Here is a 21,316-nt window from a genome sequence, read left to right as displayed (position 1 = left end):
AATACCTCGATGCCACAGACCTCTATTTCCTCCAACAACCCAATGGAGATCATTTTCAAATTTATGCCTACGAAGACGATACTTTCCTGGGCAGAATTTCCGGAGATTTTAATAAAAAATGGGTGGAAGGAAGCTTTAAAAATGGAGGGAAATATGTGTATTGTATAGATCCGGGAGATGACTGTATGGTTGGTACTATCAATGGTGGAGTTATATACATTAAGAAAGGAAACATAGGCTTATGAACAACAACACCACTTTTATTATTAAGAGAAGGCTTTACGGCCTTCTCTTGCCTTTGGTACTTTTTATAAGTTGTAAAAACCATAAATCCCTCACTTTTACACTTACTGAATTTGAATTCGAGTTAATAGACAGTCTGACCATTTTAGAGCGCTGCAAAAACAATTTGAGCTATTTTCATTCCAGAATGGAATCAGACACCTTATATATCTATGCATCTGATCAGATAGAAAAGGAAATCTATTCGATCAAACTACACAAAAATCGCCTTATTGATGTAAACAAATCAGAACTGAAATTTTTAAAAAACGATCCCTATCCATATTTTTCTTTTGTTTCAATCCGCGTACCTGATCAGTTTGTCATTTATAGAAACGATGCAAACACCGGAGACTGGGACCAAGTAGTATTTTTAGTATCAGATTCCGCGGTACAAAACCTGCCATTGAAGTATCATAGACTCTACAAATCAAAAAGTAAAGATTCTTCAGCCATCAGCATTTTTCACTTTTTTGAAGTTACCCCGTTTGTATCTGATAACAAATTGTACTTGTGGTGCTACTCCCCATACCTCTTCAATGCCAACAAAACTGAAGAACTCCTTCGCAAATACAAGATCCCCGATTTTCTCCAGGTAGACCTGCTCAGTGGAGAGGTTAAGGAGATACATCACGTATTAGATAAATTGTCAATTTCAAATAATGCTGCAAATACTTCAGCATTCAAACCTCATAACTTATACGGAGGTATTTTTTATGATTTAAATGAAAAATCATTCATCATCGGCAATCAGGTAAATGGGAAACTATTCCGGTATGATATATCCAATCATGTCATCAGTGATTCTTCACGGGTTGATATCCTATTTGATAGGCATTTAGAGGATACAACACATCTATTGAATACTTATATTTTTAATCCCGACCTTTTGAAAGTGGGATCTGATCAAGTTTTTATCAGGCTGATACGAGTATTTTCTCAGAATCCAAAACTCCGAAACAGAGATTACCGAAATTACCTAAATAATAATTGTTTTTTTGTATTATATGACTCAAAATTACAGCCTTTTGGCATTTTTAAAACCAATATTTACTATAATTTCCTATTTACATACGATTCAAATAATTATGTAATTTATAAGGAAGGTGATCAATTAATCATGAAATCCTTTAGACTAAAAGAAACTAAAAGACGTGTAAACCTCAACGACATTTTCAATCATCTTGAAAACCAAATACACCAAATAGATGAAGTAGATAATCTGGATCTAACACTTTTTGATTCTTATATAAAAGAAAATCTGCCTGAATACCTGCTCATTGTACCTACTGCAGGATGCTATACATGCATCAGATCTGTTTTAGAATTTATTGTAAAAAACACAAATGTTTTTAACGAAATTGATATTAAGATGATATACACATCTAATTATGGAATATATCCTGCTGTACATGATCTGATCAAAGCAGTCGATGAAAGTCATAAGATACAGGTTAATTATTTTGACTTAGAAAATTTTATCCCTCCTAAGACGAGTGAGGTATTCATTTGCAAAATCAAAGATAATACCGTATCGGAGGTTCTGTCATTTATTGATTTCGCGAAACAATTTGGATGGATTTCAGAGGAGGACTAAATCCTTGAATGCTTTTTTAGCCTACTATTCACCTTCTCATTGCTTTCCTGTCAGGGATGTATTGTTTGAGTGGTTTTTAAATGCATATCCAATTACTTTCTGTTCGTCACATACACATTGTTGCGATTTTTGCATCAAATCAAAAAAAAACAATAAAAAACCGCCCCATCGGAGGATGAGGCGGTTTATTCATTTCTGTCCCTGGGCGTTAACTTATTTCTTCATCCATTTGGTGGTATAGGTCCCCATATGGTTGGTGATTCGAACAACATACATACCCGTTGGCCATTTGTTGGTATGTATGGTGGCTTTGCTATTCACCTGAGTGCCATACATCTTTTGTCCATGAATGTTTAGGATATCCACCACCGAAGGAACTGACAGCTCTATGTGAAAGGCATCGGAAGCCGGATTGGGATAGATTTTACCCACTTCAGCTGTAAATTCCCCAACACTTACCGTAAAGTTTCCAGGACTGCCCACATCACCTTCTGTAGAAGTGTAAGCCCCATTGACTCCATCTACGGAAAGCCCCAGATTGGTACCCGCAGTGTCAAAATTGAAGGTGAAGCCTGGTGTACCATTGGTCCATGCCGAACGCATGATTTCACGGCCAAGGCTGTCGTAGAGTACCACCAAGTCAGAGGCGGTTCCAAGACCGGGGAAGCCACCTGTTCCGGTGAATTGGTCGCGGCAAAGTACTTGAACCGCGTTATTTGGCATTTTCCACATCGTATAGAAGTCTGCTTTATTGGTAGAAAGCCCATGCCAAACCACGATAGCTTCACCGGGAGCTATCGTAATACCATTGGGGAAAATGTTGACACCAGGACGAAGCTTATCGTCATCCCATGAGCAACCATTAAGCGATACGGGAGTGCTTCCGTAGTTCGTGACTTCAAACCAGTCAGGATTTAACGTCGAATTAGTGCTCACTGAATTAAACATTACCTCTGATACATAAAGTTTTGGCAGAGGAACATTTACGGTGATGATGAGGTCTTCCTTGTATCGGGGCTGAATCTGATATCCGCCCACAAATGGCGGATTTGCAGAGGCAGTAAACTGGCTGCCATGACCGCGAAGTGTAAAAGTACCAGTAGGCGCTGGTTCATTATTAAGAGTCGTCCACTGGTTGATTCGCAACAGGAAGGTGTCTGTGCCATTGGTCACATTGACATTAAGGCCTGATGTGCTGGGAGTTTGCCATTGGGTAGGATCCACTAGCGTAAGGTTTTGAAGTTCTATGATGCGTCCTTCCTCATTTTCCCCTATTTGAGTCACGACTATTGGAGCCGGAAGCGGATTGTTGGTCGATAGTATGGTGAGGGAGTCAGGCTCAAACTGAAAGAGTCCTCTGAACTGGGTGACTTTGCCTACCAGACGGAGCCGCTGACCCTCCACCGGTACAAAAGAGCCAAGCGTGGGTCCTACCCTACGTACCATGCATCCGGCCGTGTTGTTGTCGTTGACCAACCAAAACTGCGCACCTTGCTGGGTAGGACTTAGCAGATTTCCACCTGATACGATGCCTTCGATCCTGCAATATACGTTGAGCGAATCAAGGACTCCCTGTGCATTCACGCTTCTCAGCTGAGCAATGTCATAAGTGGGAATGGTAGCAGGAGGAGGAGCAGTGGCTGCTATAATGTCCGAAGCACGTCGTGGCTGTATTTGATATCCTGAGGTGAATGGCGAAGTGTTGTCAAATTGGTTGCCGTGACCGATTACGGTAAAATGTCCGACTGGCTGAGGAGTACCCGATGCTGTCGTATTGCCATTAATCCGAAGCGTAAAGGTATCACCTACCGTATTGTATACAGTTGCATTGAATGAGCCCGAAGAATTCCAAATGGAGGTAGCCGTCAGCTGGAGGCTGTCGATTCGGATTAGGCGACCTTCCGTGCTCTCATCAGGTTTGTTTACAATGGCAGGATTGGGCAGAGGGTTATTTTGTGAAAGTATGATGATGGTATCTACCGAAAATTGTATCAGTCCATTAAATTGACCTACGGTACCCGTGATGCGGAGAAGATCCCCTTCGGTCACAGTATAGGAGTTGTAATTGGTTTGGCGAACGAGCAATCCGGCATCGTTGTTTGGACTGATGAACCAAAACTCTACTCCACCTTGAGCTGGTGTACGCAGATTTCCTCCGGATACCAGTCCTTCTATACGACAGCTAACGTTCAGAGAGTCAGCTACACCGTTGGCATTTACACCTTTTAGAGCTGAAATGGGATATATAGGAAGTCCCGGGCCAGCCTGTGGGCTGCTGGTGATACTTATGTCATCGAGTCTTACCCGAGGTCTGGTACCTCCAGCTCCAGATGCTATTTGGTAATATACCCAACGGACCTGTACCAGAGGTTGATTGTTGCAGACTGCAGGTAGTGTAGATGTGATTATAGCCGAATCTCCGGCTATCGGTGAAGTAGTGTAAAACGAAGCACCGGGCACATTAATGAAATTGGAAGTAGTATCGAGCCGGTATTGAAGTCTAATTCTGAAGACTCTGGGGTTAGTCCCTCCTCCACCATCTCCTGGGGTGGCTGTCTGAGCTTTGAATGTGACCATGATATTTTCACGGCCCGTAGCATTCAGCGCTGCAACTGCACTACCCACAAAGCGGGTATTGGATGCTGTACCGGAGGCACAGTTGTCCCAAAGCGGAGAGCTAGTAGCCAAGAAAAAAATGCCGCTGTCACCTCCTCCAGTAATTCTGTTTCTGGAAGTCAGATTGTAGGCACAATCCCAGGGCATGGTTCCGGGAGCAGTGCTGTCATAGGAAGCTGCTGAGGGATCCGTGCTGAAGTAAAACATCATGTTGGCCGGATAGGTATTTGCCGGAGATGTGGGTGCCCAGTGCGAAAAGGTAAAATTGCCTGAGCCGAGGTTGAATGGAATTGGCTGCTGCGCATATAAACCCAGCGTCAGCAAACCAAAAATGGAAAGTACTACTTTTCTCATTGCTATTAGATTTTGCCTCAAATTACTTAAATTTATCACTTTCCAATGACATGATTAACAATTTGGTAAACGATATCTGAAAAGTTTAACCAATATTAACAGTTATAACCCCGCCAATCTTAGAGGTTTTTTAAATCGTTCAGATGTTTTGTTGCATATCTTCCTTCATACAGAATTGTCGGTAGGAATCCACACGGTCGCAATACATTTGCACGCAACTCTATAAGAAGTTGCCATCATGGACTTAGGTAAAATATTGTACGAGGGCTATACATACGACGATGTGCTCCTCGTACCGGCATATTCAGAAGTATTGCCCAGAGAAGTAGATACCACCACCAAATTCACCAGAAATATCCATCTTAAGGTACCAATCGCAAGTGCAGCCATGGATACGGTCACAGAGTCAACTATGGCCATCGCCATAGCGCAGGAAGGGGGTATCGGCGTGCTACACAAAAACATGACCATCGAACAGCAGGCCATCGAAGTTCGAAAGGTAAAAAGGGCCGAAAGCGGAATGATCATCGACCCGGTGACCCTCCGACCTACAGCCACCGTGCGCGAAGCCAAAAGGCTGATGAGCGAATATAAAATCGGAGGAATCCCCATTGTAGACGAAAACAAAAAACTCATTGGAATCCTGACCAACAGAGATCTTCGCTTTGAGAACGACGAAAACAAATCCGTAGGTGAGGTAATGACCAAAGAACGACTGGTCACAGCTCGCGAAAACACCAGCCTTCAAGAGGCAGAGTCCATTCTTCAATTTCACAAAATTGAAAAACTCCCCATTGTCAATAAAGAAGGGATTTTGGTAGGGTTGATCACCTACAGAGATGTAAACAAACTCAAAATAAAGCCCAACAGTTGCAAAGACGCATACGGGCGCTTACGCGTGGCAGCCGCTGTCGGCATCACTGCCGATGTCCTGGAAAGGGTAGATGCACTGGTAGCCTCTTTTGTAGATGCCATCGTGTTGGATACGGCCCATGGCCATTCCAAAGGCGTAGTCGATGCTTTGAAAAAAGTCAAATCTAAATATCCCCAACTGGATGTAGTAGTAGGTAACATTGCCACTCCTGAAGCCGCCAGATTTTTGGTCAATGCAGGTGCAGATGCAGTAAAAGTCGGTATAGGTCCGGGCTCGATCTGCACCACACGCGTGGTAGCCGGTGTGGGATTTCCGCAGTTGAGCGCCGTAATGCACGTGGCAGAAGCCATAGCCGATACCGGTGTACCGGTGATTGCTGATGGTGGCATTCGCTACACAGGCGATATCGTCAAAGCCCTGGCTGCAGGAGCCGATAGTGTAATGCTGGGCTCTATGCTGGCCGGCACCAAAGAAGCCCCCGGCGAAACCATCATTTATGAAGGCCGTAAATACAAAACCTACAGAGGCATGGGTTCTATTGAAGCCATGCAATCAGGGTCCAAAGACCGCTACTTCCAGGACGTAGAAGACGATGTCAAAAAACTCGTACCCGAGGGCATCGTTGGTCAGGTGCCATATAAGGGTGAAGTCGCTGAAGTAATATACCAATTTATTGGAGGGCTTAGGGCTGGTATGGGCTATTGTGGTGCAAAAGACATTCAAACGCTTAAAAAAACAGCTCGCTTTGTGCGAATTACCCAGGCAGGCGTTATCGAAAGCCACCCGCATAATGTTATCATTACACGCGAAGCGCCCAACTACAGCAGATAATGTCACTCTCCTATATTTGCCTTTCACAAACTTAACGTAACGCTATGATCAGAAATGCAATAGCAGCTATCGCTCTATTTGTCACTCTTTCACTACCCACATTTGCTCAACAGAAAACCGGAGTGCTGTTTACAATTGACGATGAACCTGTTTATGCCGACGAATTTCTCGCTATTTATCGAAAAAATAAAGAAATAGGACAGCAACTCGACCCCAAAAGTCCCCAGGAGTACCTACAGATGTACATCGATTTTAAGCTTAAAGTCAAAGAAGCCCGCACTCAGGGCCTTGATACTCTGGAAAGCTTCAAAAATGAATTCAATAATTACAGAGCCTCGTTGGCAAGGCCATACTTTATTGACAATACCGTAAAAGAAGCTCTCGTAAATGAAGCGTACAATAGAATGCTCAAAGACGTCCGCGCAGGGCACATCATGCTGGAATTGCCTCAAAATCCCGGCCCCTCCGACACCCTCAGAGTCTACAACGAAATCCTGAAAATCAGACAAGATATCCTCTCCGGAAAAATCACTTTCGAAGAGGCAGCCAGAAAGTTTTCCAAGGACACCTACAGCGCCAATAATGGAGGCGATTTGGGATTTTTTACCGTGTTCAATATGGTGTATCCCTTCGAAACAGCCGCTTACAACACCCCAGTCGGCGAACTATCAATGCCAATCCGTACACAATTTGGCTATCATTTGGTGAAAAAGTACGAAGAAAGACCTGCCAGAGGTCAGGTAGAAGTAGCTCACATCATGGTAGGTGTACCTCCCAATGCCGACTCAGCCACTGTATTCGAAGCTGAGAAAAAAATCTTTGAGATCTTCGAAAAAATCAAAAGCTTTGAACCCTTTGATGCCCTTGCACGCCAATATTCGGACGACAAATCCTCTGCGCGAAACGGCGGGAAACTCCCCCCTTTCGGCATTAATGTAATGGTTAAGGAATTTGAAGAAAAAGCCTTTAGCCTCACCATCCCATCCACTTATACCGAACCTTTCAGAACACCCTATGGTTTCCATATCATTCAGCTCATCAAGCGCTATCCGATTCCACAATTTGAGGAAGCAAGAGCAGAGCTGGAAGCAAAAGTTCAAAGAGATGGCCGTGGTAATCTCAGTCGAGAAGCCGTACTTCAAAAACTCAAAGAAGAATACAACTACCAGGAATACCCAAAAAACATCAATGCCATAGCAAAATACCTCAAGCCAGCGTACCTCAAAAACGAATGGACCCCTGAAAACTATGAGAAAAAAATGAAAAAACCGGTGTTCACCTTCGCCGGAAAATCCTTTACGCAGGCTGACTTGATCGACTTTATGCTGCTCAATCAAGCACAAGATGCCAAAAGCGAAACGCTCGAACGAGAAGTTTGGAAAAATTTCCATCGCTTTGTCGAAACCTACATCCTCTCCTACGAAGACAGTCGTCTGGAAGAAAAATATCCCGATTTCAGATACCTGGTCAATGAATACAGAGATGGAATTTTGCTCTTCGAAATAATGGAGCGAGAAGTTTGGGGCAAAGCACTGAAAGACACTACCGGCCTCCGGGATTTCTTCGAAAAGCATCGCCAGTTTTATCAATGGAATGAACGCATGCAAGCCACCATCGTGAAGGTCACCACCGATCAGACAGCAAACCAGGTAGAGCGAGAGCTGAAAAGAAAAACTCCCGTGGATACCATAGCAAACCGTTTCAATCGCGTCAATCCATTGGAAATTACCGTAGAAAAAGGCCCGTTTGAAAAGGGTACAAACGAAATCGCAGATATCGTCTGGGGAAGAAAAGGCCTCTACAGAATGCCCGACAAACAAGATGGCAGGACTGTTTTTGTGCTAATCGAAGGCTACATCCCGCCAGGCCCCAAAAAATTGGAAGAAACCCGTGGTCTGGTCATCACCGATTACCAAAATCACCTCGAAAAAGAGTGGCTTAGCTCACTGAGAACTAAATATACCGTCACCGTCCATCAGGAGGTCTTCGACACCATATCAAGGGAACTTTAATGACGGGCTTAAAGAATTTCCTGCTGACCATATTGCAAGCTGCGCTTTGGCTGGCTTTCGCAGCTTGCACACTCTTATCTCCAGATAAGGAAAACTCTCAAAACTCAAGCAAAGAAATTATCGCACGATACAAAAACGAATATCTGCTGCTCAGTGATATAGCCGAATCGCTGACCAGTGCCGAAACTAGAGCCGACAGCCTCGAAATCATTAACCGAATGGCTGCCAACTGGCTTAAAAACAAAGTCCTGATGGACAAAGCCCTGCTCAACCTCGGCGACGACGTCAAACGATTTGAAAAACAAATAGAAGATTACAGGAGAGACTTGATTATTCATGCCTACGAACAGGCCTATGTCAGTCAAAATCTCGATACAAACATCACCGACGAAGAACTCAGAGAATTTTACAACAACCACAAAAACATCTTTCAGCTTAGAGAAAACATCGTAGTAGCAGATTATGCAATCTTTCCCTCCTCCACTCCCAAAATCAATGAAATCAAAAAAATCTTCTTCAACGCCCGCTCCAAAAAAGAGGAAACTCTCCTCGGGGAAAGTGCCCTTAAATATGCCCGAATTTATTCCAGAGGCGATACCAGTTGGGTCAATTTTACCGAAATCGTTAAAATTATCCCCTTTGCTACCGAAAACCTGCTCAACACGGGATATTCCAGACAGCTTATTTTTGAGGATGAAAATTTTACATACCTGCTCAACATCAAGCAGGTCATGAAAAAAGACGCACCAGCACCACTGGAGTATGTCGTAGAGTCCATTCGAAATTCAATATTAAATATCCGAAAGCAAGCCCTGTTGCAATCACTCGAAGAAAACCTGGTAAAACAATCCCTAAATCAGAAACAAGCTGAGATTTTCGTTACTCCCTGATAAACAAAACAAATCTGATGAATCGCACAATAAAAATATCGGTATTCAAACTGCTATTGTTCCTCGGACTGCTTTCAGGCCCGGCTCCCTTGATGGCACAGCAAAAAACAACCATCGACGGCGTAGCTGCTGTGGTAGGCAATCGGATCATCCTCAAAACCGAAATTGAATCACATCTCGACAACCTGGTCAGACAAGGGCAAATGGACAACACACAAGAAGACAAGTGCAAAGTATTCGAAGACCTACTCTTCGAAAAGCTACTCGTTCACCAGGCCGAAATAGACTCTGTAGTAGTGTCCGACGAAGAAGTCGATGCCAATATCGAAAGGAGAATCCAAATGATTGTACAACAAATCGGTTCCGTACAAAAACTCGAAGAATTCTATAAAAAAACCATTATCGAAATCAAAGAGGAAATGAGCGAGGTGATAAAAGACCAAATGACAGCCGAAAAAATGCAGCGAAAGATTACCGAAAAAATCGAAGTAACCCCTACCGAAATAGTGGAATATTTCCATTCCATACCCCCAGACAGCCTTCCGGTAGTCAATGCCGAAGTTGAAATTTCCCAAATTGTCATCTATCCCATCATAAGAAAAGAAGCTAAGCTGGAAGCCATCGAAAAACTCAAAAGAATTAAAGAGCGCATCCAGCGAGGCACCTCCTTCTCATCCATGGCCGTACTCTACTCCGAAGATCCCGGCTCCGCCCGAAATGGAGGTGAATACAAAGGCATCAAACGCGGCCAGTTTGTCAAGGAATTTGAGGCGGTCGCCTTCGTATTGAGAAAAGGCGAAATTTCCGACCCATTTGAAACCGAATACGGCTTTCACATTGTGCAGCTCCTGGCACGCCGTGGCGAAGAGCTCGACCTAAGACACATTCTCATCAAACCCAAAATCGATGACGAAGACCTGGAATCAGCCAACCGAAAGCTTGACTCCATTCGCACCCTTATCGTCGAAGGAGTCATCACTTTTGAAGATGCAGCCGAACGCTTTAGCATGGACGAAGACACCCGATTCAACAGAGGCCTTCTGATAAATCCTTATACCCTGGAACCCACCTGGGAAATCGGCAACCTGGAAAGAGATATCTTCACCGTAGTACAAAACCTAAAACCAGGCGAAATCTCCGGTCCGGTATTTTTCAGAAAACCCGATGGTAAAGAGGGCTTCAGAATCATAAGGCTCAATAAAAAAACAGAGGCCCATAAAATCAACCTTCAGGACGACTACAACCGAATCAAACAGCTGGCCCTTATGGACAAACAAAACAAAGCAATCCGCTCTTGGATTGATAAGAAACTACAATCCACCTACGTACGCATCAACCACAACTACTACAATTGCAACTTTACTAGCAACTGGATTAAAAAACTCGCCAGCAATGAATGAACCCAAAGAAATAACGGAAGCGAAAGCCATCATTCAAAAATTTCAAGAACTCCGAAGTGAAATTTCAAAAGTCATCATCGGTCAGGACGAAGTAGTCGAACAACTCCTTATCAGCATCCTCTGTCAGGGACACTCCCTTCTTGTCGGAGTGCCAGGCCTTGCCAAGACCCTACTTATCAATACTTTGTCCAAATGCCTCGGACTACAATTCAACAGAATTCAATTTACCCCTGACCTGATGCCCTCCGACATTATAGGAGCTGAAATTTTGGACGAAAACCGAAAGTTCAAATTCATACCGGGACCTGTATTTGCCAACATCGTCCTGGCTGACGAAATCAACAGAACACCCCCAAAAACACAATCAGCCCTTCTGGAAGCCATGCAGGAAAAAGCCGTAACTGCAGCCGGACACAGATACAAACTCCCCCTACCCTTCTTTGTATTAGCTACCCAAAACCCCATCGAACAGGAAGGTACGTACCCCCTTCCAGAGGCGCAGCTCGACCGGTTTATGTTTAACATTGTGCTCGATTACCCCTCGAGAAAGGAAGAAATTGAAATCGTAAAACGAACTACTGCCGATATACTACCCACCCCCGAAACCATCCTTACATCCGAACACATCGACAAGGCCAGCCAGATCATACGACAGTTGCCCGTGACCGATGTCATCTACGAATACTGCATCGACCTTGTTAGGAAAACACGTCCTACTGAATCCAAAGCCCCGGAAATCACCAAAAAATTCCTGAACTGGGGTGCCGGGCCCAGAGCATCGCAATACCTGGTGATGGCAGCAAAAGCATATGGATTCCTGCATGGAAAATTTACCCCTGATTTTGAAGATGTCAGAAAAATGGCCTTACCGGTACTTCGCCACAGAATCGTGAGAAATTACCAGGCCGAAGCTGAAGGACTTACCACAGACGACCTTGTCAGAAAGCTCTTTTAACCCCCGACGGAACATCAAATCAAGTATTCAATCAATGAGCTTCAGTATACTCTTCGGATCAGGGTCGCTTTCGAACCAATGAATGCCGGGCACCTTACGGTACCAGGTCAACTGTCGCCGGGCATATTGACGCGTGTGAATTATAATTTGTTCCAGACATTCCTCACAGCTGTACTTGCCCTCCATCATGTCAAAAATTTCTTTGCAACCTACCGTCTGCAAGGTCGGCAAGTACCGGAATGCATACAGCGGCATAACTTCTTCAAACAAACCATTGGCCACCATCTGCTCCACCCGCAAAGCTATTCGGCTGTGGAGCTCAGACCTGTCTGGATTTATTCCGATGTATACCACTGTAAAGTTCGGATTCCTCTTTTTACTACGGCTGAGAAATGCTGAATAAGGCTTTCCCGTGTGCAGATATACCTCCAATGCCCTAGTCAGGCGCCGGGGATTGTTGAGATCCACCTGGTTGTAAAATTCCGGATCTACAGACTTTAGCCATGAGCGGAGCGCCTCAAGTCCTTGTTCGCGGAAAACGACATTCACCTGAGCCCTTATGGTCGGAGGAGTGGAAGGGATATCATCCAGACCCTCCAACCATGCTTTAAGATACAAACCACTACCCCCTACAGCCACGCAATAATCCGATTCTGTAAAAATATCCTGCAACCTGCCGTTTGCCAATTCCGCAAATCCGGCAGCGTGTAAGGGTTGGTGAATGCTTCGATCGCCTATGAAATAATGTGGCACCTCGGACAGTTCAGCCTTGCCGGGTTGAGCCGTCACGATCGGAATTTCCTTATAAAATTGTCTGGAGTCGTACGAAACTACCGGACACATCAGCTCCCTGGCAAGAAGCACCGATAAAGCCGTCTTACCAGAAGCTGTGGGCCCCCCGATTACAAGTAACTTTTTCTTCGTCAATTCATCAGCTTCCGATGATTCCACCGTAGATTACTCTTCTTGGGGTGATGGCCAGTACAGGGATTTCTGAGTAATACAACACTTCCTGTACATCAGTGCCTAAAAGTCGTGTCGCCAGATCAGGTTCCTCCCCCTCTTCGGTGATGGCGATGATATCCCCGTTTTGACTGTACGAAAACTCAAGCAGTTCTTCAATCTTCTTGTTGCTCGAGGTGACTTGTTTCAGATGAGTTTCGTGCGGGATTCCGGCATCTTCAAACACGCGATCCAGCTGCCTGAGAATCGGGAGCAGTTTCTCACGCTCCTCACCGGTGGTAAAAAGCCCGACAAAGACCACTTTAGCCTTAAAAAGACGTGCAAAGTGAATCACTGTAGGCGTTTTTTCCCTGGATTTTGGATCGGTCATCACCGGAAAGATGATTCTGCTCACGCTGTTGGGATTATTGACCCCCTTTACCACCAGCACCGGAGGTTTCACTGCCGTCACCGTACGATAAGCATTGGAGCCCACAAACCTTTTTCTAAAGTTGCTAGGCCGGCCATTGGTTCCCATCACCACCAGGTCGGCATCGAGCAGCTCCACAGTCTTGGCAATTTCTTCATAAACAGTACCTTTAGAAATCAGGTATTCGACTTCAAGCCCCGAGTTGTTTCTCGTTTCAATGGCCAGCTGCTCCAGCTTCTCTTCCAGAGTTTTTCGCAGTTTTACTTCCGTTTCTTCATCTTGCGAAAAAATCCTGTCCAAAAGACTGGACTCTTCGAGTACGCTGAGCAAATACAACTTGGCTTTCATGGCCTTGCCAAACAATACAGCTTGCTGCAATGCCAGTAAGCTTTGCTCCGAAAAACCTATGGGCACTAAAATTTTTGATAAAGCTTTTTCCATTTCAATTGCTTAAAAATTTCGGGCAAAATAAGGTGCTAAACTGTGGAATTGAACTCCATCGTTTCGGGTTTTGCTTTCGTATTCGAATACGCAATGGTTTTTCCCTGAAAATGATGCGCAAAATCTCATCAATTAAAGCCGGAAAATCCCACTTTTCGATGATTTCAATATCGTACATAAGAGACGCACCAATCGTAATCGGCCCACGGATGCTGCGCCGAAGTACTGCTACTCCTTCAATACAAATGGAACAGCCAGACCCGCCAAAGTCATTGATGCTCCGGCCACTACCAACATCCACACTGCGTGCCCTCCTACCAATCCGAGTAATAATCCACCGGTCAAACCGGCCACAATCTGGGGAATGGTGATCGTAGCATTGAACAATCCCATGTATACTCCGGTGTCCTGAGCCGGCAACTTCGACGCCAGTATTGCATAGGGCATTGCTAAAATAGCCGCCCACGCCACACCCAGACCGGCCATAGGAATCAACAGCAGATACCGGTCTGCAATCAGCAACATGCTGATAAGACCAATACCCCCTGCGATAAGTGAAAAAGCATAGACCTTCAGTCGTCCGTATTGATTGGCCAGACGTGGCATCAGCAGGCTGTAAACAGCTGCAAATACACTGTAGGCCGCAAAGAGTATCCCGGTCCAGTTGCCGGCTTCGTTAAACTCCCGGGACTGTGGATCGGTCGTGCCCCACACATTTTCGGCCAGCGCCTGCGTGGTATACACCCACATCAGAAAAAGAGCAAACCAGCTCAGAAACTGTGTCACAGCCAGCTGATACATCACTTTTGGTGCAGACACGATCAGCCTGCCAATACTCTTTGGCTGGCTATCTTCACATATACCGTTGTATTCAGCGTACTCTTTGGGGGGGTATTCCCGCGTATTGATAGCGGTCCAAATCACCGTGAGAAAAAGCGTAGCTCCCCCGATATAAAACGACCAAATCACTGTAGCAGCCACTTTCTCTCCTTCCGCCGGAACATTGCTTATTCCAATAAAAGTGAGAATAGCCGGCAAAACACTTCCAACCACAGCCCCCACATTGATAAGAAAACTTTGAACGCTGTAGCCCAGGTTGCGCTGCCGGTCCGGTACCATATCGCTCACCAATGCTCTGAAAGGCTGCATGGTAACGTTAAATGAAGTATCCATCAGCAGCAGCATAAATGCCCCAAAGATGACCGGAGGCATCAAATGAGCATAAAATTCGCTGTTGGGCATAAAAAACATGGCTACAGCCGACACCATCGCACCACCGAGGATAAAGGGTATTCGCCTGCCAAACCGTGTCCAGGTCTTATCGCTCGACAGGCCAACGATTGGCTGCACGATCAGACCCGCTAAGGGAGCAGCCAGCCAAAAGAGACTTAAGTGATGCACATCGGCCCCTACAGCTGAGAGTATTCTGCTGGTATTGGCATTCTGAAGGGAATACCCAATCTGTACACCTAAGAATCCGAAGCTCAGATTCCAGATTTGCCAGAAGGAGAGTAAAGGTTTTTCTTTACGCGCCATTTGAAATTGTGAATTTTAACATTTTATTTCAGGCGCCTAAAGTAACACAGATTACACATCCTATGTGTACGAATTACACTTTTAATCTTCTGAGTCTATCTGCTTGTCTCTCAATGAATATTGCACCAAAATTTCCATATCGATGTATCGAAGTGCAGCCTTATGCGTAGCTGTAGGTATGATCAGCGGAGCACATCCCGCATGGTAAGCTTCCCTCCATCGCAGAGCACAAAGACACCACCGATCTCCAGGCTTCAGCCCGGGGAAGTCGTATTCAGGCCTGGGCGTTAGTAAATCATTGCCCCTACTTCGTGAAAAGAGCAAAAACTCCTCCGTCATCACTGCACACACGGTATGACAGCCCACATCCTCCGGAGCGGTATCACAACAACCATTTCTGAAAAAGCCCGTTTTTGGCTTTAGGCTACATGGCTCCAGTGGGAGTTCAAATATGTTCAAAGACGGATCTTTTTTCATCTCTTCTATTTTCTATAATGTAAAGATATTCTCCACCCGCAATTCGCAAATTTTGCGCGCATTTAAAGTTTTCCACTTATTAACACCTTAAGATTCTGTACTCTCATTCAGTTCAAAACGGTTTATAAAGAAAATCTTTTATTTCACAGAATTTTCAATAGGTTCTAAAGTCGTAAGCTGCTGAAATGCAACAGAAGGCATTATTTATGAACATCCGTTTGTTGAAAACTTTTGCCATGATAAAAAAAACTTTGTTCTTTAGCAAACCGGCCCATCTGCATCAGCAATACAAGCAGCTCATCATTGAGCTGAAGCAAGAGGGTACCAGGCACCAGGTCCCCATCGAAGACATTGGTATCGTAGTGCTCGAAAACCAGCAAATTACCATTACACAATCCGTCATTGCCTCACTGCTAGAAAATAACGCCTGCGTCCTATGGTGCGACGAAAAACACATGCCATCCGGACTATTGCTTTCCATGGCCCATAACCATACCTACACCGAAAAAGTCCGATTTCAACTCGAAGCTTCCGAACCTCTGAAAAAAAATCTCTGGAAACAGACCGTGACGGCAAAAATCAGAAACCAGGCCTCCCTGCTTCGCCAGTTGGGATTGGAATACAAGCCCCTTCAGCGGTGGTCCACTGAAGTAAGTAGTGGCGACAAAGAAAACATTGAGGCCAAGGCAGCTTCTTTTTACTGGGAAAAAATATTTACGTACCTCAATACCCGAACGACCAGACACAGGCATGGACCACCCCCAAACAATCTGCTCAACTATGGATATGCCATCCTAAGAGCCGTGATTGCCCGAAATCTGGTGGCCAGCGGCTGCTTGCTCATGGTAGGCATATATCACAGAAACAAATACAACCCCTATTGCCTGGCCGACGATATCATGGAACCTTACCGACCCTTTATCGATAGGCTCATCATTGACTTTGTCAGTAGACTTGGCCAAATTCCCGAAACCCTCACACCAGCACACAAAAAAGAACTGCTCAGTATACCAGCAATCGATGTGATAATTGATTCCCAAAAAAGCCCCCTGATGGTCGGCTCACAACGCACCACATCATCTCTGGTGGCATGTTTTAAAGGAGAATCCAAAAAAATACTTTATCCAAACCTGGAATAACACTGAAATCGAATATGAAAACCCGCTTAAACGCTTACCGAATTATGTGGTTGTTTGTGTATTTCGACCTTCCCACCCAAACCAAACAAGACAAGAAAGCCTATGCCCAATTTCGAAAAGAATTGCTCTTCGACGGCTTTATGATGATTCAATATTCTATCTATGCCAGGCACTGTGCCAGTCGCGAAAACCTTGAGGTACACAAAAAGCGAGTTAAATCCGTAATTCCGGAAAAGGGCAACGTCATCTTGTTTGAGATCACAGACAAGCAGTTTGGGATGATGGAGTTTTATACCGGAAAAACAAAGCCGAAAAAAACACCTGACCAACGAATCATTCAGTTGGAATTGGAGTTGTTTTGATGCAAAAAATCACATAAAATCAAAAAAAAGAGGGTTGATCACCCTCGTTTTTTGATTGCACAACAAGTTGTATTTACCTGGTTATGCGATCTTTAGAGGCTCTTCTAAATGTCAATGAGCCAAAAATACTAAAAATTGAAAGGAAATCACAACTTTTGCTATCCAGTTGAGCAAACACCCGCAAATGTCAATGAGCCAAAAATACTAAAAATTGAAAGGAAATCACAACCCGCACCTACGCCTACCGCAACGCAGTGTAAATGTCAATGAGCCAAAAATACTAAAAATTGAAAGGAAATCACAACCATCGTAAGCTTCTTTTACTTTTTCTTTATAATGTCAATGAGCCAAAAATACTAAAAATTGAAAGGAAATCACAACGTTGAGGTTCAGCTTATAAAAGAGCTGGAAAATGTCAATGAGCCAAAAATACTAAAAATTGAAAGGAAATCACAACCGAATTTATGGAAGGAGTCGTTTGGTGGTGAATGTCAATGAGCCAAAAATACTAAAAATTGAAAGGAAATCACAACTATGCGCACAGTTAAAATACGGGTGGCCAGAATGTCAATGAGCCAAAAATACTAAAAATTGAAAGGAAATCACAACGATGGAGATAAGCGAGTACCGAGTGTTATAATGTCAATGAGCCAAAAATACTAAAAATTGAAAGGAAATCACAACGTGCCATGATTAATAAATACGAATTTCCGAAATGTCAATGAGCCAAAAATACTAAAAATTGAAAGGAAATCACAACCCAACGTGATAGCTTAGACTGCCGCTCACAAATGTCAATGAGCCAAAAATACTAAAAATTGAAAGGAAATCACAACCTTTCGAGCGCTCAGGGAAAGATGGCCAGAAATGTCAATGAGCCAAAAATACTAAAAATTGAAAGGAAATCACAACACAAGTCGTCGTAGTAGTCGCTTAATGGAGAATGTCAATGAGCCAAAAATACTAAAAATTGAAAGGAAATCACAACAAACAACGATTACTTCGAAAGCGTTTCAAAAATGTCAATGAGCCAAAAATACTAAAAATTGAAAGGAAATCACAACCTCTGCCGTCAATAGGGTCAAGTGCCATGTAATGTCAATGAGCCAAAAATACTAAAAATTGAAAGGAAATCACAACCTAACCTATGAGCAGATAGCTGATGGAGGCAATGTCAATGAGCCAAAAATACTAAAAATTGAAAGGAAATCACAACCTAAAGTCGGAATACGATCTTTACGTAAAAAATGTCAATGAGCCAAAAATACTAAAAATTGAAAGGAAATCACAACTGTCTGCCTGCGGTCTATTCGTCCACCAGTAATGTCAATGAGCCAAAAATACTAAAAATTGAAAGGAAATCACAACCAATAATTGCAGTATCCCCTTTTTCTTTACAATGTCAATGAGCCAAAAATACTAAAAATTGAAAGGAAATCACAACCCTGCCTGCACAAAGTAGTAAAAATCATCGAATGTCAATGAGCCAAAAATACTAAAAATTGAAAGGAAATCACAACAAAAAGGATGCTTATCTTTGTTTTGTAATTAATGTCAATGAGCCAAAAATACTAAAAATTGAAAGGAAATCACAACACACTAAGCACATTTAAAGCTCCTTTTATGAATGTCAATGAGCCAAAAATACTAAAAATTGAAAGGAAATCACAACATCTCGCCAAAACTCCTGATTGAACTGCTCAATGTCAATGAGCCAAAAATACTAAAAATTGAAAGGAAATCACAACTAAGAAGCAATCACTTAAAAACAGAAAAAAAATGTCAATGAGCCAAAAATACTAAAAATTGAAAGGAAATCACAACTATGTCCAGGCTGATACGTAAGCCAGAGCAAATGTCAATGAGCCAAAAATACTAAAAATTGAAAGGAAATCACAACTGTTTCTGAGGTTGTGGAAAAGGAACACAAAATGTCAATGAGCCAAAAATACTAAAAATTGAAAGGAAATCACAACTAGGACGAAAACGTAAAGAGATGTGAAGAAATGTCAATGAGCCAAAAATACTAAAAATTGAAAGGAAATCACAACAACGTCCTGAATTTCATACGATTCGCCATCAATGTCAATGAGCCAAAAATACTAAAAATTGAAAGGAAATCACAACACATTGAGGCGTACGAGGTGCTTAAATTAAATGTCAATGAGCCAAAAATACTAAAAATTGAAAGGAAATCACAACCTATTATTGCGAGTTTGGAGTACCCAGAAAATGTCAATGAGCCAAAAATACTAAAAATTGAAAGGAAATCACAACGGGTGGCCAGCAATTTAGTGGCCAGTAACTAATGTCAATGAGCCAAAAATACTAAAAATTGAAAGGAAATCACAACTTTGTAAATCCAGTGCGACTTATGCGACGGAATGTCAATGAGCCAAAAATACTAAAAATTGAAAGGAAATCACAACCGCATATTGTTTTGCGTGAGAAAGCGTTGGAATGTCAATGAGCCAAAAATACTAAAAATTGAAAGGAAATCACAACTTAGGTTGACGCCTAAAAAAACACATTCTTAATGTCAATGAGCCAAAAATACTAAAAATTGAAAGGAAATCACAACGAAAAAGTTTAGGTAAATTACCTACAAAACAATGTCAATGAGCCAAAAATACTAAAAATTGAAAGGAAATCACAACCCAGCGAAGGTACTTCTTCTGCTTCGTCAAAATGTCAATGAGCCAAAAATACTAAAAATTGAAAGGAAATCACAACACCGGGCAATGCAAGAGCGCAATCGGCAGAAATGTCAATGAGCCAAAAATACTAAAAATTGAAAGGAAATCACAACAGCCAAATTGAGGAGCTGCAAACCGACAAGAATGTCAATGAGCCAAAAATACTAAAAATTGAAAGGAAATCACAACATAGAAAGGTCGAGCCGGTAAGGCTTTCTGAATGTCAATGAGCCAAAAATACTAAAAATTGAAAGGAAATCACAACAGTCGCTTGTCTCTGTGCCTGGTCCATCAAAATGTCAATGAGCCAAAAGTACTAAAAATTGAAAGGAAATCACAACGATTTACATCATCCTGTTTCGGATTTATTTAATGTCAATGAGCCAAAAGTACTAAAAATTGAAAGGAAATCACAACTCAAAGGCTTTGCGCTGCTATTAACCCGGTAATGTCAATGAGCCAAAAGTACTAAAAATTGAAAGGAAATCACAACAAGTCATCAGGGTAGAAAGGATGTCTTTTTAATGTCAATGAGCCAAAAGTACTAAAAATTGAAAGGAAATCACAACCGGATATTGAAAAGTTCAAAGTCAGAGCCGAAATGTCAATGAGCCAAAAGTACTAAAAATTGAAAGGAAATCACAACAAAAAAGAGGGGAAAAATAAAGCAGCACCAAATGTCAATGAGCCAAAAGTACTAAAAATTGAAAGGAAATCACAACTCTTGAGAATATAACGTTTGACGGCAGGGAAATGTCAATGAGCCAAAAGTACTAAAAATTGAAAGGAAATCACAACACTTCAAGAGTTGCATGAAAACGGCACTCCAATGTCAATGAGCCAAAAGTACTAAAAATTGAAAGGAAATCACAACCCAATATGGCATTCATCCACAATAAGATAGAATGTCAATGAGCCAAAAGTACTAAAAATTGAAAGGAAATCACAACCGATAACACATTTAACCCTGAAGGGATAAGAATGTCAATGAGCCAAAAGTACTAAAAATTGAAAGGAAATCACAACTCTATTATTTCTTTTAGCAGCAATATAGCAATGTCAATGAGCCAAAAGTACTAAAAATTGAAAGGAAATCACAACGTATGGTTTAATTTTTGTTAAATCTCTCATAATGTCAATGAGCCAAAAGTACTAAAAATTGAAAGGAAATCACAACGAAGACACCGTACGACTATTTCTCGGAAACAATGTCAATGAGCCAAAAGTACTAAAAATTGAAAGGAAATCACAACACTCATGGCGCAGCCTACTTTCCGCGAAGGAATGTCAATGAGCCAAAAGTACTAAAAATTGAAAGGAAATCACAACAGTCGCTTGTCTCTGTGCCTGGTCCATCAAAATGTCAATGAGCCAAAAGTACTAAAAATTGAAAGGAAATCACAACGATTTACATCATCCTGTTTCGGATTTATTTAATGTCAATGAGCCAAAAGTACTAAAAATTGAAAGGAAATCACAACT

General features: G+C 42.7%; 14 protein-coding genes and 1 CRISPR repeat array. Of the genes, 9 read left to right on the top strand and 5 right to left on the bottom strand.

Annotated features, from left to right (window positions below):
- Window positions 1-245 (top strand): hypothetical protein (locus tag DES35_RS11465; RefSeq protein WP_170125665.1); only part of this gene is annotated, 245 nt, incomplete at its 5' end.
- On the top strand, window positions 242-1,879 hold the full coding sequence (locus DES35_RS00650) for a hypothetical protein (RefSeq protein WP_114365517.1): 1,638 nt from the start codon (window positions 242-244) through the stop codon (window positions 1,877-1,879). The genes DES35_RS11465 and DES35_RS00650, both read left to right, overlap by 4 nt.
- Window positions 1,880-2,092: 213 nt before the next feature.
- Here the strand turns inward: DES35_RS00650 and DES35_RS00645 are convergent, their stop codons facing one another.
- Entirely contained in the window at window positions 2,093-4,849 is a 2,757-nt protein-coding gene (locus DES35_RS00645) for a T9SS type A sorting domain-containing protein (protein ID WP_114365516.1), read from the bottom strand.
- 238 nt (window positions 4,850-5,087) lie between these two features.
- Here DES35_RS00645 and guaB point away from each other — a divergent pair, with 238 nt between their 5' ends.
- Genes guaB through DES35_RS00620 form a run of 5 tightly spaced genes read left to right on the top strand, consistent with a single transcriptional unit; the run spans window position 5,088 to window position 11,811 of the window.
- Window positions 5,088-6,554 carry an IMP dehydrogenase gene (gene guaB, locus DES35_RS00640; RefSeq protein WP_037360947.1) on the top strand — a complete coding sequence of 489 codons (1,467 nt, stop codon included), beginning with the start codon at window positions 5,088-5,090 and terminating at the stop codon, window positions 6,552-6,554.
- 44 nt (window positions 6,555-6,598) lie between these two features.
- Window positions 6,599-8,566 carry a peptidylprolyl isomerase gene (locus tag DES35_RS00635; RefSeq protein WP_037360944.1) on the top strand — a complete coding sequence of 656 codons (1,968 nt, stop codon included), beginning with the start codon at window positions 6,599-6,601 and terminating at the stop codon, window positions 8,564-8,566.
- Window positions 8,566-9,456, top strand: a complete 891-nt coding sequence (locus DES35_RS00630) for a hypothetical protein (RefSeq protein WP_114365515.1) — start codon at window positions 8,566-8,568, stop codon at window positions 9,454-9,456. The genes DES35_RS00635 and DES35_RS00630 overlap by 1 nt, the downstream gene beginning before the upstream one ends.
- Before the next feature lie 17 nt (window positions 9,457-9,473).
- Window positions 9,474-10,856, top strand: a complete 1,383-nt coding sequence (locus tag DES35_RS00625; RefSeq protein WP_037360936.1) for a peptidylprolyl isomerase — start codon at window positions 9,474-9,476, stop codon at window positions 10,854-10,856.
- Window positions 10,849-11,811: an AAA family ATPase gene (locus DES35_RS00620; RefSeq protein WP_037360934.1), complete on the top strand. Its 963-nt coding sequence runs from the start codon at window positions 10,849-10,851 to the stop codon at window positions 11,809-11,811. The genes DES35_RS00625 and DES35_RS00620 overlap by 8 nt, the downstream gene beginning before the upstream one ends.
- 27 nt (window positions 11,812-11,838) lie before the next feature.
- On the opposite strand, the gene miaA is transcribed toward DES35_RS00620, so the two are convergent.
- The 4 genes from miaA to DES35_RS00600 form a co-directional block, all read right to left on the bottom strand.
- Window positions 11,839-12,762 (bottom strand): tRNA (adenosine(37)-N6)-dimethylallyltransferase MiaA, encoded by a 924-nt coding sequence (gene miaA, locus DES35_RS00615; protein ID WP_084180235.1) that lies wholly within the window; start codon window positions 12,760-12,762, stop codon window positions 11,839-11,841.
- Window positions 12,743-13,624, bottom strand: a complete 882-nt coding sequence (locus DES35_RS00610; protein ID WP_037360931.1) for a universal stress protein — start codon at window positions 13,622-13,624, stop codon at window positions 12,743-12,745. Before DES35_RS00610 ends, miaA begins: the two co-directional genes overlap by 20 nt.
- A gap of 228 nt (window positions 13,625-13,852) precedes the next feature.
- Complete coding sequence (locus tag DES35_RS00605) at window positions 13,853-15,160, bottom strand: MFS transporter (protein ID WP_037360929.1); 1,308 nt, start codon at window positions 15,158-15,160, stop codon at window positions 13,853-13,855.
- A gap of 81 nt (window positions 15,161-15,241) precedes the next feature.
- On the bottom strand, window positions 15,242-15,637 hold the full coding sequence (locus DES35_RS00600) for a DUF2237 family protein (RefSeq protein ID WP_037360986.1): 396 nt from the start codon (window positions 15,635-15,637) through the stop codon (window positions 15,242-15,244).
- Between the two features lie 236 nt (window positions 15,638-15,873).
- On the opposite strand from DES35_RS00600, the gene cas1 reads away from it, so the two are divergent.
- On the top strand, window positions 15,874-16,776 hold the full coding sequence (cas1, locus tag DES35_RS00595) for a type II CRISPR-associated endonuclease Cas1 (protein WP_037360984.1): 903 nt from the start codon (window positions 15,874-15,876) through the stop codon (window positions 16,774-16,776).
- Between the two features lie 14 nt (window positions 16,777-16,790).
- On the top strand, window positions 16,791-17,138 hold the full coding sequence (gene cas2 / locus DES35_RS00590; RefSeq protein ID WP_114365514.1) for a CRISPR-associated endonuclease Cas2: 348 nt from the start codon (window positions 16,791-16,793) through the stop codon (window positions 17,136-17,138).
- Between the two features lie 107 nt (window positions 17,139-17,245).
- Window positions 17,246-21,315: direct repeats of the CRISPR family, unit length 46 nt; unit sequence AATGTCAATGAGCCAAAAATACTAAAAATTGAAAGGAAATCACAAC.
- Window position 21,316 lies beyond the last annotated feature (1 nt).

This window comes from Schleiferia thermophila (assembly GCF_003337435.1).
Lineage (GTDB): Bacteria > Bacteroidota > Bacteroidia > Flavobacteriales > Schleiferiaceae > Schleiferia > Schleiferia thermophila.
Note: the sequence above shows the minus strand (reverse complement) of the source record. Positions and strands in the feature narration are given on the sequence as shown.